This is a genomic window from Oceanobacillus locisalsi (assembly GCF_042675985.1).
Classification (GTDB): domain Bacteria; phylum Bacillota; class Bacilli; order Bacillales; family Amphibacillaceae; genus Oceanobacillus; species Oceanobacillus locisalsi.
The window spans coordinates 220198-233915 of the sequence record NZ_JBHTKK010000001.1 but is presented as its reverse complement, the minus strand read 5'-3'; the positions used below and the strand labels follow the sequence as shown (position 1 = coordinate 233915).

Below are 13718 nucleotides of genomic sequence, written 5' to 3'. Positions count from 1 at the left end.
ATATAATAAATCATCGGAACAGGCTAAATAAATAAGAAATGCTTGAAATACGGGAAAATTTTCAAATTCGTGTCACCCATGAAACTTATTTCCATTTTATACGTAATGAAAAATGATAGAAAAGCTTCCGGAATAAAATCAGGCACGCAGATGCTTGCTATCTAAATATAACGTTATTTTTCAGGTCAGCTATTGTATATGAAAAAGCTTTTGTATATATTAATAAAAAGGGTATGTCCGAGGAGGGGGGACAATGAGATGAAAAGCAGGACGGTTTATTTGCTGTTTACGGATACAGGCAGTTATCTGTCACGATTGATTCATCTGTATACCCGGGAGCCTTTAAACCATGTTTCGATTGCTTTAGATAGAGAATTGACAGAAGTTTATAGCTTTGGAAGAAAACAGCCTAATAATCCATTTATCGGTGGTTTTGTGAAAGAGGATATTTCCTCACCCTTTTTAAACCAGGCCAGATGTGAAATTTATGAGCTGGAAGTGAGCAGGAAAGAATATGAATGTATTCAATCCTTTATTAAACATATAGAAATAGACAAAGAGAAGTATCGTTATAATTTTATTGGGCTGATCGGAATTATGATGAAAATAAAAATCACACGTGAGACAGCCTTTTTCTGCTCGCAGTTTGTAGCTACGATATTACAAAACGTAACAAGTCTTCCATTAACAAAAGATCCTTACTTTACCACACCGGAGGACATTCGGAGTACTCCGAGTTTAAAGCTTGTTTATGAAGGAGTATTGCTACATTATAAAGATATGGATTCTTTATCGGAAACGGAACAGCCATCATTATCTTATATTTCTAATTTGTAACTGGACGGTAAAGAATCCTAAATAAAGAAAAAGCACAAGCGCTTGATAAGGCGTTTGTGCTTTTTCTTGTCCTTTATTCAAACAAGTTTTGCATGGCGTCCATGCTAACATCTTGAATGCCGAGAGTTTCATAAGGGACAACAAGTTTCATGGTAATATTATTTGCTTCCAAATCCATATGCTGTACAGCAACATCAAAATTACCCTCTAAATCCATATCTGTTACAGCTACATAAATTTCCTGACTGTCCGGATCAATGGTTACCCATTCAGGCATTGGCAAAAATCGATCCATATATTCCATGATTTTTTTGTTTGGCAGCTCTAAAAGTCCGACAGAGATAGATTTTTGCTGTAATACCAGATCACCATTTGCCTGTTCTATTGGTTCAAGACGAACCGATAGGGGAACGGTGGAGGAGAAGACAGGAAGTTCTCCCATAAGATGGACATCCTCTTCCAGTAAAATACGATAGTGATGGTCCGACCCCTCCAGCAATTTTTCAACATAAGCATTGACTAAATTATTTAAATTCTGTTTGGTGGTCTGAATATAAAACTCCGAACTTTCTTGTTCATCTATTGTGGACTTTGGAGGAAATGCATTATTGGAAACCGGCCAAAAAACCAATGCCAGCAGCAAAAGTAAGATGACGCCATTCAAGATAAGAAGGGCGAGGAAACCGGCTTTCCATTTATTCTTTATTGTAAATCGTTTGTTGTTTGCTCTCATTGTCGTTTTCATCCCAACTTAATTAAAATATTCCAGAATGCGCTCAGCCATTACATAGTATCCGTCATAATTAGGGTGAAAATTATCATCCGCAAATAAATTTACCGTTGTATCATCGAATAAATCGTCAATTGGTACAAAGGTGCTGTTCTCATTTTGGCTGACAATTTCTCTTCCTGTATCATTCCAGTTCAGGACAATTTGATCTAATTCCGGAATGTCTTCAAAATAATTTTTAAAAGGGTTAAATATGCCTAATAGATAAATAGAAGCGTCATCATTGACAGAACGAATTTCGTCAAATATATCATTTAATCGGTCTTCATAAAAGCTTTGTTCTTCATTAAAATAATTGATTTCTAAATCCATGATATTTTCTTTTAATACGTGCATAATATCGTTTGCCCCGATGGTCATAATGACAATATCCGCTTCTTCCAGGGCATCCGTAATTTCTGGTTCTTCTTCCAGTCTTTTTAACAGTTGATCAGAACGGTTTCCACGTTTGCCAAAGTTCGTAAAATGGATATCCGTATCAAACGCTTGGAGTGTTCTGTCTAATATACCTACATAGCCGCCCTGGTTAGTACTATCTCCTACACCTTGCGTAAGTGAATCTCCTAGTGTAACGATTTCCACATCTTCATCGGAAGCAAAATCAAATGTATTCTCCAAGTCTTCATCAACAGCTATAGGGCCGCTTTCCTGTTCAGCGTTATTCCCCATAACTTCTTCACTCTCGTCTTCTGTTTCTTCTTCATCGTCGGTTTCTTCAGGCGTAATTTGTTCTCTCAGCGCATCTTCTCTTTCCCGTTGTTCTGAGTTTAATTGGAAATAAGGGAGCTGTAAAATAGCAATAACTGCAATTATAACAACAAGAAGGGAGCTAATAAGAATAAGCCATTTCTTTTTTGTCATCTTCATTATCACACCTACGTGTTCTTTTCTTCTAGTTTATGTGGAAACCAGTAAAATTACCTATGAATTTGAAAGGAAATTAAATTTCTATATAAGTTGAAGTAAAGATTTTGCCTTCTGGCATTCGCTCCGGAAAAACACTACGCTTTCCATGGGGACGGCTTCAGCTAACTTGAAAAGAAACCCGCTTTTCAAGTGGATCTTCAGCCCGCCCTGTTCCCATAGGAGTCTCCGTGTTTTTCCTCCGCTGATTACAGCATATAACAACATAATTAATGAATGATAACGTTAGAAAAATTAAAAAGATAGATTTAATAATTCAACTTATATAACTGTATATTTATATTCCTATTTTAATCAAGGATAATAAATAATAAACAAGTGAAATGAAAAACGTCTTCTAAATTTTATACTAGAAGACGTCACTGAGTTTTTATTATAACATAAAGTAAAACGTTATTCAGTGGTGGAGTTCTATCCTTTCGCTGAATGTTTGTTGAACGAATCAGACCAGTTACATTGCGATAAATATACCCATCTTTTTTCCATATGGTGTTCGATAGAAAAAAGATGGGTAGGATAACTTTTTATAATTAGCGTCCGGAACTGCGTAATGCTAAAGCGAGTTCTGTCGGATGCACGTTGGAAAGAATAAATATTTCAGATGTGACATCAGGATTTGATTTGGTAAATAAGATGGTTCCCTTATAATCTGCATTTTCTTCTGGTGCCGGTTTTCCTTCCTGCAGCCAAATCGCATCAGCGTGAGTCAGGAGTTCTGTTGTCACCTCATCTATATTTGCTGCCGGGATAACCTCATAGCCTAATTTATACAGAGGAACAATTTCTTCATCTGCAATACCGACTGTAATAATCCGCTTTTTACGAACACCTTCACTGCGGTCAAATGGAGATTGCAATAAATTTTGCACCGCTATTTCTTCAGCAGATTGCTGATTGCCCAATGATTTTCCTGTCGCTTTACCAATGGCTTGATCCAAGTCAGCTACAATATCATCGAATGCTTCCAGACCGACTGATAAACGGACCAACTCTTCCGGCGTGCCGCTTTTTGCTAACTCTTCGGCTGTTAGCTGCTGGTGTGTCGTAGAAGCTGGGTTGATAATCAGTGATTTTGCATCCCCGACATTGGCAACATGAGACCAGAGTTCTGCATTATCAATTAAAGCACGGCCTGCATCACGGCCGCCTTCAATACCGAACGTAATAACGGAGCCAAAGCCGCCTTTTAAATATTTCTTAGCAAGCTGGTGGGATGGATGGGACTCTAACCCCGGGTAGTTAATCCATTCTACTGCAGGGTGATTTTCCAGATAAGCGGCCAGTTTTTCCGCATTTTCATTATGCCGCTTGATTCGCAGATGCAATGTTTCCAATCCTTGCAGTAATAAAAAGGCGCTTTGCGGACTGAGTGCAGGACCAATATCACGTAATAACTGAACACGCAATTTCGTAATAAAAGCAGCTGCACCCAAATCCGCATATTTTAATCCATTGTAGCTCTCGTCCGGTTCGATAAAGTCAGGGAATTTCTCATTGTTCCAGTCAAATCTTCCGCTGTCTACAACAATGCCGCCAATCGTTGTACCATGCCCGCCGATCCATTTTGTGGCAGAGTGAACGACAATATCTGCACCCCAAGTCAGCGGTTTGGCAACATAAGGAGCAAACGTATTATCTATAATTAAAGGAATGCCATGATTGTGTGCAATATCAGCTACTGTTTCGACATCAAAAATATACAGGCTCGGATTGGTGATGATTTCACCAAAGATAGCTTTGGTTTTATCCGTAATCGCAGCTTCAATGGCTTTTGGATCGGTACCGTCTACGAATTTTACATCGATTCCATATCGAGGAAGCGTGTTGGCAAATAAATTATACGTTCCGCCGTACAGATTGCTGTCTGTAATAATTTCGTCTCCAGCGCGTGTAATATTTAAGATGGTCATCGTAATGGCAGCCATTCCCGAGGATACGCCTAAAGCACCGACACCGTCTTCTAATTGCGCTATCCGCTGCTCCAGCACATCTACCGTCGGATTCATAATACGGGTATAAATGTTTCCCGGTTCAGATAATCCGAATAGATTTTGCGCATGCTCTGTGTCACGGAATACATAAGAAGTCGTTTGATAGATAGGTACTGCACGAGCTCCGGTAGCAGGATCCGGAACTTGTCCTCCATGTAATAAAATCGTTTCGTCCTGCTGTACTCGGTTATTTGACATTGTATTTCCTCCCTTTTTTTGAACACACTTTTCAACAAAAATGAGCTCCCTTCTAAAATGAAGAGAGCTCTTATAAATAACTTTGAACTCTCTCTTATCTTTCAGACGATGTATCTGTAGGATGTAGCACCTGATACTTCAAGTTGCCGGGCTTCCCAGGGCCTAGTCCCTCCACCGCTCTTCATAAGAGATTCTGCTAAATATTTTGAAATTACTAGCGAGTATATAGTTTTGCAGATTAAAAGTCAAGTATTTTACTAGGGATTCAAAAAGGAAGATTCCTTGTTGGAGAAACCTTCCTTTTCTGCTGCCTGCTTCATAGAAGCTATGCAGTTATCTTCTTCTTTTCTTTTTTTCGCGGTGTATCCCGATAAATACTTACCATATAGATAACAAGGGCAAACCAAATCAGTGCAAAGGTAATCATATGGTGCACCGTAAATGTCTCATTATATAAGAACACGCCTAAGAAGAACATAATCGTCGGGGCGACATATTGCAAAAAGCCGACCATTGCCAATGGAATGCGTTTGGCACCTGCAGCAAATAGCAGTAAAGGTACTGCGGTAACGACACCAGCCCCGATGAGTAAAAGGTTATCCGGCGCAAAGAAAGGTGAAAAAGTAAATGATCCTTCCAACGGGATAAAGATTAAATATAGCAAAGCGATTGGTGCAACGACGAGTGTTTCAATTGTCAATCCGTACATAGCATGCAGGTTGACCGTCTTTTTAATCAGCCCGTAAAAACCAAAAGTGAGCGCTAATAACAGCGAAATCCAAGGGAACACACCGTAACTCAGTGTTAAATAAAGTACCCCGATTCCTGCAAGGATGAACGATAAGACTTGTCCCTTTGTTGTCTTTTCTTTCAATACAAAAACCGCTAATAAAATGCTGATTAAAGGGTTGATATAATAGCCTAAGCTAGCTTGCAGCACATGTCCATGCTGTACCGAAAAAATAAATAGAAACCAATTGATAGATATTACAATAGAAGCTGTCACAATAGCGATGGTTTTCTTTTTATCTTTTTTCAGCTCCTGGACAGTTTCCATCAGATGACGCCAATTACCTGTCACCAACACTAAGAAAACCATAAACACTAAACTCCAGACAATCCGGTGGGCAAGCACCTCACCAGCTGGAACGTGTTCAAGAAACTTCCAATAAATCGGGAAGATTCCCCATAATAAATAAGCAAGAAAGGTGATAACCGCTCCTTGTTTTAAAGATTTATCCTCCATGATACATTCCTGCCTTCTGAAAATAATGAAACGAAAATTAGGTTCAACACCAAAATCAACTATTGGAATATAAGATTAAATATGGTATGTACATCTAGCTAGCGTAGTGTTTTTCAGAGCGGTCACTAACGCATATAACGACATTTAGTTTATCAATCCTTTATTTTAGTGAAGAGTCTAAAATCAATACTAAAACTTTATAAGAAAGGAAGCAATGATTTTCGAAATAAATTAAAACAAATTTCTGAAACGGAAACATTCCCAACAGCGCAAGAATACTTTATCATAAAGGGAGAGGCACATCAGCATGTATCATCTTTATCAAGGATGGGAGAGAATATAAATGGGGAAACAGTTTAAACATATGGAAACGGCAATGATTCATGAAGGATATGATTCAAAAGCGCTTCTGGGCAGTTTGACGCCGCCGCTTTTTCAAACATCTACATTCACTTTTGATACCGCAGAACAAGGCGCAGCCCGCTTTGCAGGAGAAGAAGAGGGGCATGTCTATACCCGTGTCAGCAATCCAACCGTACAAATTCTGGAGCAAAAACTGGCAGCACTGGAAAAGGCGGAAAAAGGATTAGCTTTTGCTTCGGGGATGGCTGCAATATCTGCTGTATTAATTGCACTTACCAAAGCAAATGACCATATCATCTGCTCTTCCGGATTATATGGTTGTACCTACGGGCTGTTGTCGATGATGGATGAAAAATATAATATTCAAACAGACTACGTAGCAATGACGGATGCTCAAAGCATAGAGGATAACATTCGTCCGGAAACAAAGGTTATTTATATTGAAACACCGATTAATCCAACCATGGAAGTAATCGACCTGGAACTGGTTATCGGTATTGCTAAAAAACATGATATTTTAGTGGTGGTGGATAATACATTTTCTACACCGTATTTACAGCGTCCGTTAGAATTGGGAGCAGATGTGGTGGTACATAGTGCTACCAAATATTTAAGCGGACATGGCGATGTGATTGCAGGGTTGGCAGCAGGGGAACAAACATTGATAGACCAAATTGCTGCAACGACGCAAAAAGATATCGGCGGAGTGCTTTCCCCTTTTGATGCCTGGCTTGTTATTCGCGGGCTTAAGACATTACCGCTCCGAATGGATAGACATGCTGAAAATGCTTCGCAAATTGCAGAAAAATTAAAGCAGCATTCACAGGTGAAACAGGTATTTTATCCGGGCGATCCGGAAAATAGCGGCTATGCTATTATGAAAAAACAAATGAAATCCGGCGGTGGTACGCTTTCTTTTGAAATAAAAGGGGGAAAAGCGGAAGCTCAGGCATTTCTCAATAAATTGGAATTAATAAAAATCGCTGTCAGCCTTGGCGATACAGAAACATTAATTCAACATCCCGCTACAATGACACACGCTGTTATTCCTGATGAGCAGCGTCAAAAAATGGGAGTCACAGATACTTTAGTACGATTATCCGTCGGGATTGAGGGATGGCAGGATCTTTGGGAAGATTTGAATCAGGCTTTGACGTAGGGGGTAGAAAGCCATTCTTCCCCTTTACGTCATAAGGGTTCCTTATTTCATAGAGTAAAATGTGAGTCAGCGGGGTATAGCATATAATGGGAAGTAGAACTATGTCGTCCCCGCTGAACGAAGTGCCGTTTTGTGCTATGATTAGGTGTGACTTCCCTTTATTGGAGAAGAAGTGATAGGAGCAGGATATATGGGGTTATATTCAATAATTATCGGTTTGATGTTTGTTATAAATATTGCGCTGGCTATATCTATTATTTTTCTAGAGAGGAAGGATCCAACCTCTTCTTGGGCATGGGTAATGGTTCTATTATTTATCCCGGTTATCGGGTTTATTTTGTATTTAATTTTTGGACGGCCCATCAGCAGGAGTCATATATTTGAATGGGACCAGCGCAGCCGAATGGATGTAAAGAAAGCTGTACAAAAACAGATTCGTTCCATCGAAGACGATACATTTCGGTTAAATCATGAAGATTTAAGAAAACATCTTGATTTAGTCTATTTACATCTTCGCAATGGGGAGGCTGTATATACAGAAAATAATGGTGTGGATATTTTTACGGATGGTCATGAAAAATTTGAAGCGCTTTTAGAAGATATTGGCCGGGCTAAACAGCACGTTCATGTGCAATATTATATTATGCGGAATGACGGGCTCGGGGACAGACTTGCTAATGCCTTGATAAAAAAGGCAAAAGAAGGTGTATGTGTAAGACTTTTATATGATGATATGGGCTCCAGATCATTGAAAAAAAGCTACATAAAAAGGCTGAGGGAAGCAGGAGTTCTGGTGGAAGCATTTTTCCCTTCCAGGTTTATTATTAATTTTAAAATTAACTACCGGAACCATCGGAAATTAACGATTATTGATGGAGAAACCGGTTATATTGGCGGTTTTAATGTCGGGGATGAATATTTAGGACTGAAAAGCAAAATGGGGTATTGGCGTGATACCCATCTCCGGGTAAAAGGAGATGCTGTTCAGAGTATGCAGACACGCTTTGTATTGGATTGGAATCAGGCTTCCAAACACCAGATTTCTTATGAGGAAGAACATTTTCAGACGGTTTCTGGAGGGGAGATTGGCATGCAGATTGTCTCCAGCGGGCCAGATTCTGAATATGAACAAATCAAAAATGGGTATATGAAGATGATTATGGAAGCGGAAGAGTATATCTATATACAGACTCCTTACTTTATACCCGATGAAAGCTTGCGTGACGCTATTCGTATTGCCGTTTTATCCGGCGTAGATGTAAAAATTATGATCCCCAATAAACCCGATCACCCCTTTGTCTATTGGGCAACGATGTATTATTGCGGGGATTTGCTTAACGCAGGTGCAGAAATTTTTGTTTACCAGAATGGATTTTTACATGCAAAAACAATTATTGTGGATGGGAATATAGCCTCAGTCGGTACGGCAAATATTGATGTAAGAAGCTTCCGTCTTAATTTTGAGGTGAATGCATTTTTATATGATGTTGCGGTTGTCGAGCGATTAATTGAAGAGTTTAACAATGATTTGGCACATTCCACACAAATGACGAAAAAATTATATGAAAAACGTTCTATCGGCATTCGTCTGAAAGAATCGATATCACGTTTAATTTCGCCCGTATTGTGAAATGAAACGGGAAAGTGTCTCTGACACCAAACAACAATAAGAGAAATACTATATCTTTATAAAACAGCAAAGCAGGAGGAAAAAGAGATGAATGCAAAACCATGTTCCGCTTCAGTAGCACTAAAAACAACCCATGTACTTCCGCCGGATACGAATCAGTATGGTACTTTGTTTGGCGGGAAATTAATGGCGCATCTGGATGACATTGGCGCAATTGCGGCAGTAAAGCATGCAAATAGTCCAGTCGTTACCGCGTCTACAGATTCTGTCGATTTTTTGGCCCCCGTCAAAGGAGGGCACTATATTTCTATCGAAGCCTTTGTGACATGGACGCACCATACGTCTATGGAAGTATTTATCCGGGCAATTACAGAAGATATCCGTACAGGGACAAGAACAGCCTGTACAACGGCTTTTATGACTTTTGTTGCCATTGATGAAAGTGGAAAACCGATCGAAGTGCCGCCCGTCTATCCGGAAACAGACGATGAAAAGATGCTTCATGAAAGTGCACCGCTTCGTGCCAGCCGTCGAGCGGATCGTAAAAAGCAGTCCAAACAGCTCGCAGAATCATTTGGCACGGTTTATCGGACAGAAAAATAAGGAAGATTATAGAAAAACCGTGTACCAGTATTTTGCTTCTGGTACACGGTTTTTACGTTAAGCCTTGTCACGATAGGAATACCAATTGGTGATACCATAGCTATCTGCTGTATGCAGTTCTCTGATAACAAAATGACGTCCGGCGTTTTTATTTAAAATGGCCATATCAAGGGTGGCAAGGGACTGCTTACGATGAAGCAGATGTTGTTTTTGCTTTAGCGATTGAATTCTGCGGTGATGGATGATAGCAGTATCTTTGCTAAAACTCCGCGCCTGGACCGTTATCTGCTGCTCATCCATGGTATATCCTGCTGATTTAAATGATGCAAATCCCATGATTCCGCCAGCCAGCATAATGATGGCAGGTATCCAGATGTACGGTAAAAAGAAAATCCCGACAATAATGACAGCCAGCAATGGCATCTTGATGGACCGCCATACATAATAAGGTAAAGCTCTTTTCGGAGGATGGGTTAATTTCCTTGCAGCATATTTATACTCCGGCAGGAATTCTTCCAGAAAAGCTGCAAATGCTTTTTTACGCAGCAACGGAAAAATAATTGTGTTGGCCTCCTGACTATTATTCATGTTGGCGCTGGCAATCTCCACATATGGCCTGGCAAACCCGAGTAATTGATGAATAGGTGTTTCCTTTATGCCGACCGCTTGTATTCGTTTCAACGGAATTGTTGTTTGTTTCTTCTCTAATAGACCTCTTGTAATAAACAATTCTTTTTCATAACGCGTAATCGTAAATTTCCAATCTTTAATCACTGTATAGAGAATACTCAAAAACCATAAAAACAGGATAACAAGGATGGCAAAAATAATAATCATTTGTATGCCGAGTGAGAGTGCCAAGCGCATGGTATCATCATAAAATTGGTCCGGAATCAATGCTTCCACTTGAGAAAAAGCGGCGACGAAAAGTCCGATTAAAATTCCGAAGCTGGCTGAAGTGGAACCGGTAATAAACAGCGCCTGAAGCGTGATGGTTTTTTTAGGCAGGCTGGATTCATCCAGTTCATTTTGTTCGTTTTCAACTGCTTCCGATATTTCCGGAGAAGCGGTTTCTGAAACTTCCTTATTATATTTTAATGCATCATGCAGCATACGTCCGTCTTCCATATGGACAGCAGATAACGCTGCATCCGTAGAGGGATTATTGCCTGCTGTTTCGATGGCAACCTTTGTTAATCCGAAAATACGATGAATCACATTTTGGGATAAATCGATAGACTGGATGCGATGTTTCGATATGGTACGTTTCTTACGGACGATAATTCCCCGTTCAATACGTATCTGGTCCTCTTCTAATTGATAAGTGAAACGAAACCAAGATAAAACACTGGATAAAATAATTAAAGCACTGACAACGGCTATACCAATGACCAGATAAAACAGACCGCCATCACTGATGATAAGAACGGCAGCTGGCAAGATACCAAGGATAGATTGTTTTAAGATACGAATAATATCAAAAAGAATCGCAGCAGGATGCAGTCGTTTCGGTTCAGACATCATCTTGTTCCACCCTCGCTAATTCAGAAATTTGATCGCGCAGATTGGACGCTTCTTCTTCCGATAATGCAGGTATCTGATGCGTTGTTGCTGCTGTTGATATTTCCAAGGTTGCCAGCTTATAATTCTTTAAAATCGGGCCTTGCTGCGTATCGACATGCTGCACACGAATCATTGGTACAATCGTCCGTGTCACAATAAGTATCCCATGCTGTATGTAAATTTCCTGATCATAAACTTGATAACGCCATCTGCGCCATCTTAATTTTGGGATAAAAAATGCTGTCACTGCCCACTCTGCTATGGTAAGAACAGCCAGGATGAATACAATCCAGATTGACAGAAAATCGAACATGTTATAGACAATAATGGCCACAATAGTAATGAGCAAAGGGAGAAGCGCATAGATATGTGCTGTGAGCTGCCACGCTTTGATCGCATCGGTGGCAATTTTTACGTTAGGCTGTTCCCGCATAGTTTTCCGCTCCTTGTGTTTAGGATAGTTCTATCATACAACAAATGGGGGACGTTAAGAAAGAAGTAAGAAAAAACGCAAGAACATCCAAACGTATGGATGCATCGGTTCATCATACATTTGGATGTTCTATTTTGGATGGGCGTTAACAGCTGGTTTACTCCATTTCTTTCCCTGTTATTTCATCTGTTGTGATATATTCTTCCGCCCAGCGCTGAATATCTGTTATTACAGGTTCAAGTGCTTTTCCTTTTTCGGATAAAGTATATTCAATCCGAACAGGGAATTCTGAATAAATATTGCGTTTGACTATACCTTCTTTTTCTAACAACTTTAACCGGTCAGATAGCAACCGGCCGCTGATTGGAAGATCAGTCTCCATTTCCGAGAAACGTTTTGCTCCCTTTAGTAATTCAAAAAGAATAAGTCCGACCCAGCGTGTGCTTAACAAGACCATTGCTTTTTCAAAACGTGGACATAATTGAGTCATTGTTCTACCCCCATAGAACCATCGTGTATTTCATCATGCGTGACAGACGCATTGGTTACGAAAAGTAATCTAATAATAGGATATCATAAATAGGAAAGACAGTAAATGCAAGCCGCAATGTTGGGAGCAGGAGTGATTATTTTTGGAAATATTTTAAGCAGTGTGAAATAATAAAGGATGAAGTATTACGAAGGAAATAAAAGTGTGTGAATATGGGAGGTATATAGGAATGGTTCAGATAAAAGAACAAGAAAAGTATGCAGAATTAACATTGAAAAAAGGGGTTAATTTACAAGAAGGACAGGCAGTTATGATTAATGCCCCGATTGAAGGAGCTGCATTTACAAGGATCGTAGCTCGTAAAGCATATGAAATGGGTGCGAAAGATGTCCATATTAACTGGGTGGATGATGAACTGAGTTTGCTAAAATATGAGAATGCACCAGATGAAGTCATTGCAACATATCCGGAATGGAAAGTGAAACTGCATGATACCTTTGCAGAGGACGGGGCCGCAGTGGTAAATATCCGTTCCACCAATCCGGATTTGTTAAAAGATATTGACCCTTCCCGTGTGGCAAAAGCGACAAAAGCAGCTGCGGAAGCCATGGTTAATTTCCGTAAATATACAATGAATGACCGTATTCCATGGACGATTATTTCTATTCCTTCCAAAGACTGGGCGAAAAAAATATTCCCGGATAAATCCGAAGAAGATGCCGTTTCCAGTCTTTGGGAGGCGATTTTGAAAATTGTCCGTGTGGATCAGGATGACCCTGTGGCAGCTTGGGACGATCATAATGAAACTTTAAGAATAGCCAGGGAAGTTCTTAATAAGAAGAGCTACCAGAAGTTGATTTTTAAAGCTCCTGGTACAGACTTAGAAATAGAATTACCGGAAGGACATATTTGGAAAGGCGGTTCAGCTCAAGCAGAAACAGGCGTAACGTTTAATCCGAATATGCCGACAGAAGAGGTTTTCTCCATGCCGCATAAATATGGGGTGAACGGAACTGTATCCAGCACCAAACCTTTAAACTATGGAGGCAGCTTAATTGATAACTTCTCTTTAACGTTTCAAGACGGAAAAGTGGTTGATTATCAGGCAGAACAAGGAGAAGAAGTCTTGAAACATTTACTCGATTCAGATGAAGGGGCACGCAGGCTTGGAGAAGTTGCGCTAGTACCGGATGAATCGCCAATATCCCAATCTGGACTTATTTTTTACAACACCTTATTTGATGAAAATGCATCTTGCCACATTGCGCTTGGGAAAGCTTACCCGACGAATTTAAAAGGCGGTGCTGCGATGGATTTAGATGAATTGGACAAACATGGCGTAAACGACAGCCTGGTCCATGTCGACTTTATGATCGGCTCGGATAAAATGGACATTGACGGTATTACCAAAGACGGCAAATCAGAGCCTGTGTTCCGTAATGGCGCTTGGGCACTGGATATAAAGTAATCCAACAAACGAATAAATTAAAA

The 13718-nt window shown here is 39.9% G+C and carries 12 protein-coding genes and 1 riboswitch; of the genes, 5 read left to right on the top strand and 7 right to left on the bottom strand.

Annotated features, from left to right (window positions below; all coding sequences use genetic code 11):
- The first annotated feature begins 258 nt into the window (after positions 1-258).
- Complete coding sequence (locus tag ACFQ19_RS01030; protein ID WP_379590038.1) at positions 259-837, top strand: hypothetical protein; 579 nt, start codon at positions 259-261, stop codon at positions 835-837.
- A 73-nt stretch (positions 838-910) separates the two neighbouring features.
- Here ACFQ19_RS01030 and ACFQ19_RS01025 read toward each other — a convergent pair whose 3' ends face one another.
- The 4 genes from ACFQ19_RS01025 to rarD all read right to left on the bottom strand — a co-directional run bounded on the left by ACFQ19_RS01025 (position 911) and on the right by rarD (position 5986).
- The gene (locus ACFQ19_RS01025; RefSeq protein ID WP_379590036.1) at positions 911-1570 is read right to left on the bottom strand and encodes a YpmS family protein; all 660 of its coding nucleotides are present in this window, start codon (positions 1568-1570) and stop codon (positions 911-913) included.
- A gap of 18 nt (positions 1571-1588) precedes the next feature.
- Positions 1589-2488 carry an SGNH/GDSL hydrolase family protein gene (locus ACFQ19_RS01020; RefSeq protein WP_379590034.1) on the bottom strand — a complete coding sequence of 300 codons (900 nt, stop codon included), beginning with the start codon at positions 2486-2488 and terminating at the stop codon, positions 1589-1591.
- 593 nt (positions 2489-3081) lie between these two features.
- On the bottom strand, positions 3082-4740 hold the full coding sequence (locus ACFQ19_RS01015) for an O-acetylhomoserine aminocarboxypropyltransferase/cysteine synthase family protein (RefSeq protein WP_379590033.1): 1659 nt from the start codon (positions 4738-4740) through the stop codon (positions 3082-3084).
- 91 nt (positions 4741-4831) lie between these two features.
- Positions 4832-4930, bottom strand: a riboswitch (SAM riboswitch).
- A 135-nt stretch (positions 4931-5065) separates the two neighbouring features.
- Positions 5066-5986, bottom strand: a complete 921-nt coding sequence (gene rarD, locus ACFQ19_RS01010) for an EamA family transporter RarD (protein WP_379590032.1) — start codon at positions 5984-5986, stop codon at positions 5066-5068.
- Positions 5987-6329: 343 nt separating this feature from the next.
- Here rarD and megL point away from each other — a divergent pair, with 343 nt between their 5' ends.
- From megL to ACFQ19_RS00995, 3 genes are all read left to right on the top strand, one after another.
- The gene (gene megL / locus ACFQ19_RS01005; RefSeq protein WP_379590031.1) at positions 6330-7508 is read left to right on the top strand and encodes a methionine gamma-lyase; all 1179 of its coding nucleotides are present in this window, start codon (positions 6330-6332) and stop codon (positions 7506-7508) included.
- A 190-nt stretch (positions 7509-7698) separates the two neighbouring features.
- A complete protein-coding gene (cls, locus tag ACFQ19_RS01000) occupies positions 7699-9138 on the top strand; it encodes a cardiolipin synthase (protein ID WP_379590029.1) in 1440 nt (479 codons plus the stop codon).
- 87 nt (positions 9139-9225) lie between these two features.
- On the top strand, positions 9226-9741 hold the full coding sequence (locus ACFQ19_RS00995) for an acyl-CoA thioesterase (protein WP_379590028.1): 516 nt from the start codon (positions 9226-9228) through the stop codon (positions 9739-9741).
- Between the two features lie 57 nt (positions 9742-9798).
- Here ACFQ19_RS00995 and ACFQ19_RS00990 read toward each other — a convergent pair whose 3' ends face one another.
- From ACFQ19_RS00990 to ACFQ19_RS00980, 3 genes are all read right to left on the bottom strand, one after another.
- On the bottom strand, positions 9799-11262 hold the full coding sequence (locus ACFQ19_RS00990; RefSeq protein WP_379590026.1) for a PH domain-containing protein: 1464 nt from the start codon (positions 11260-11262) through the stop codon (positions 9799-9801).
- Positions 11255-11737 carry a PH domain-containing protein gene (locus tag ACFQ19_RS00985; RefSeq protein WP_379590025.1) on the bottom strand — a complete coding sequence of 161 codons (483 nt, stop codon included), beginning with the start codon at positions 11735-11737 and terminating at the stop codon, positions 11255-11257. The genes ACFQ19_RS00990 and ACFQ19_RS00985 overlap by 8 nt, the downstream gene beginning before the upstream one ends.
- A 157-nt stretch (positions 11738-11894) precedes the next feature.
- Positions 11895-12227, bottom strand: coding sequence for a winged helix-turn-helix transcriptional regulator (locus ACFQ19_RS00980; protein ID WP_379590023.1), 333 nt, complete (start codon positions 12225-12227; stop codon positions 11895-11897).
- A 229-nt stretch (positions 12228-12456) separates the two neighbouring features.
- On the opposite strand from ACFQ19_RS00980, the gene ACFQ19_RS00975 reads away from it, so the two are divergent.
- A complete protein-coding gene (locus ACFQ19_RS00975) occupies positions 12457-13695 on the top strand; it encodes an aminopeptidase (protein WP_379590022.1) in 1239 nt (412 codons plus the stop codon).
- Positions 13696-13718: the final 23 nt, after the last annotated feature.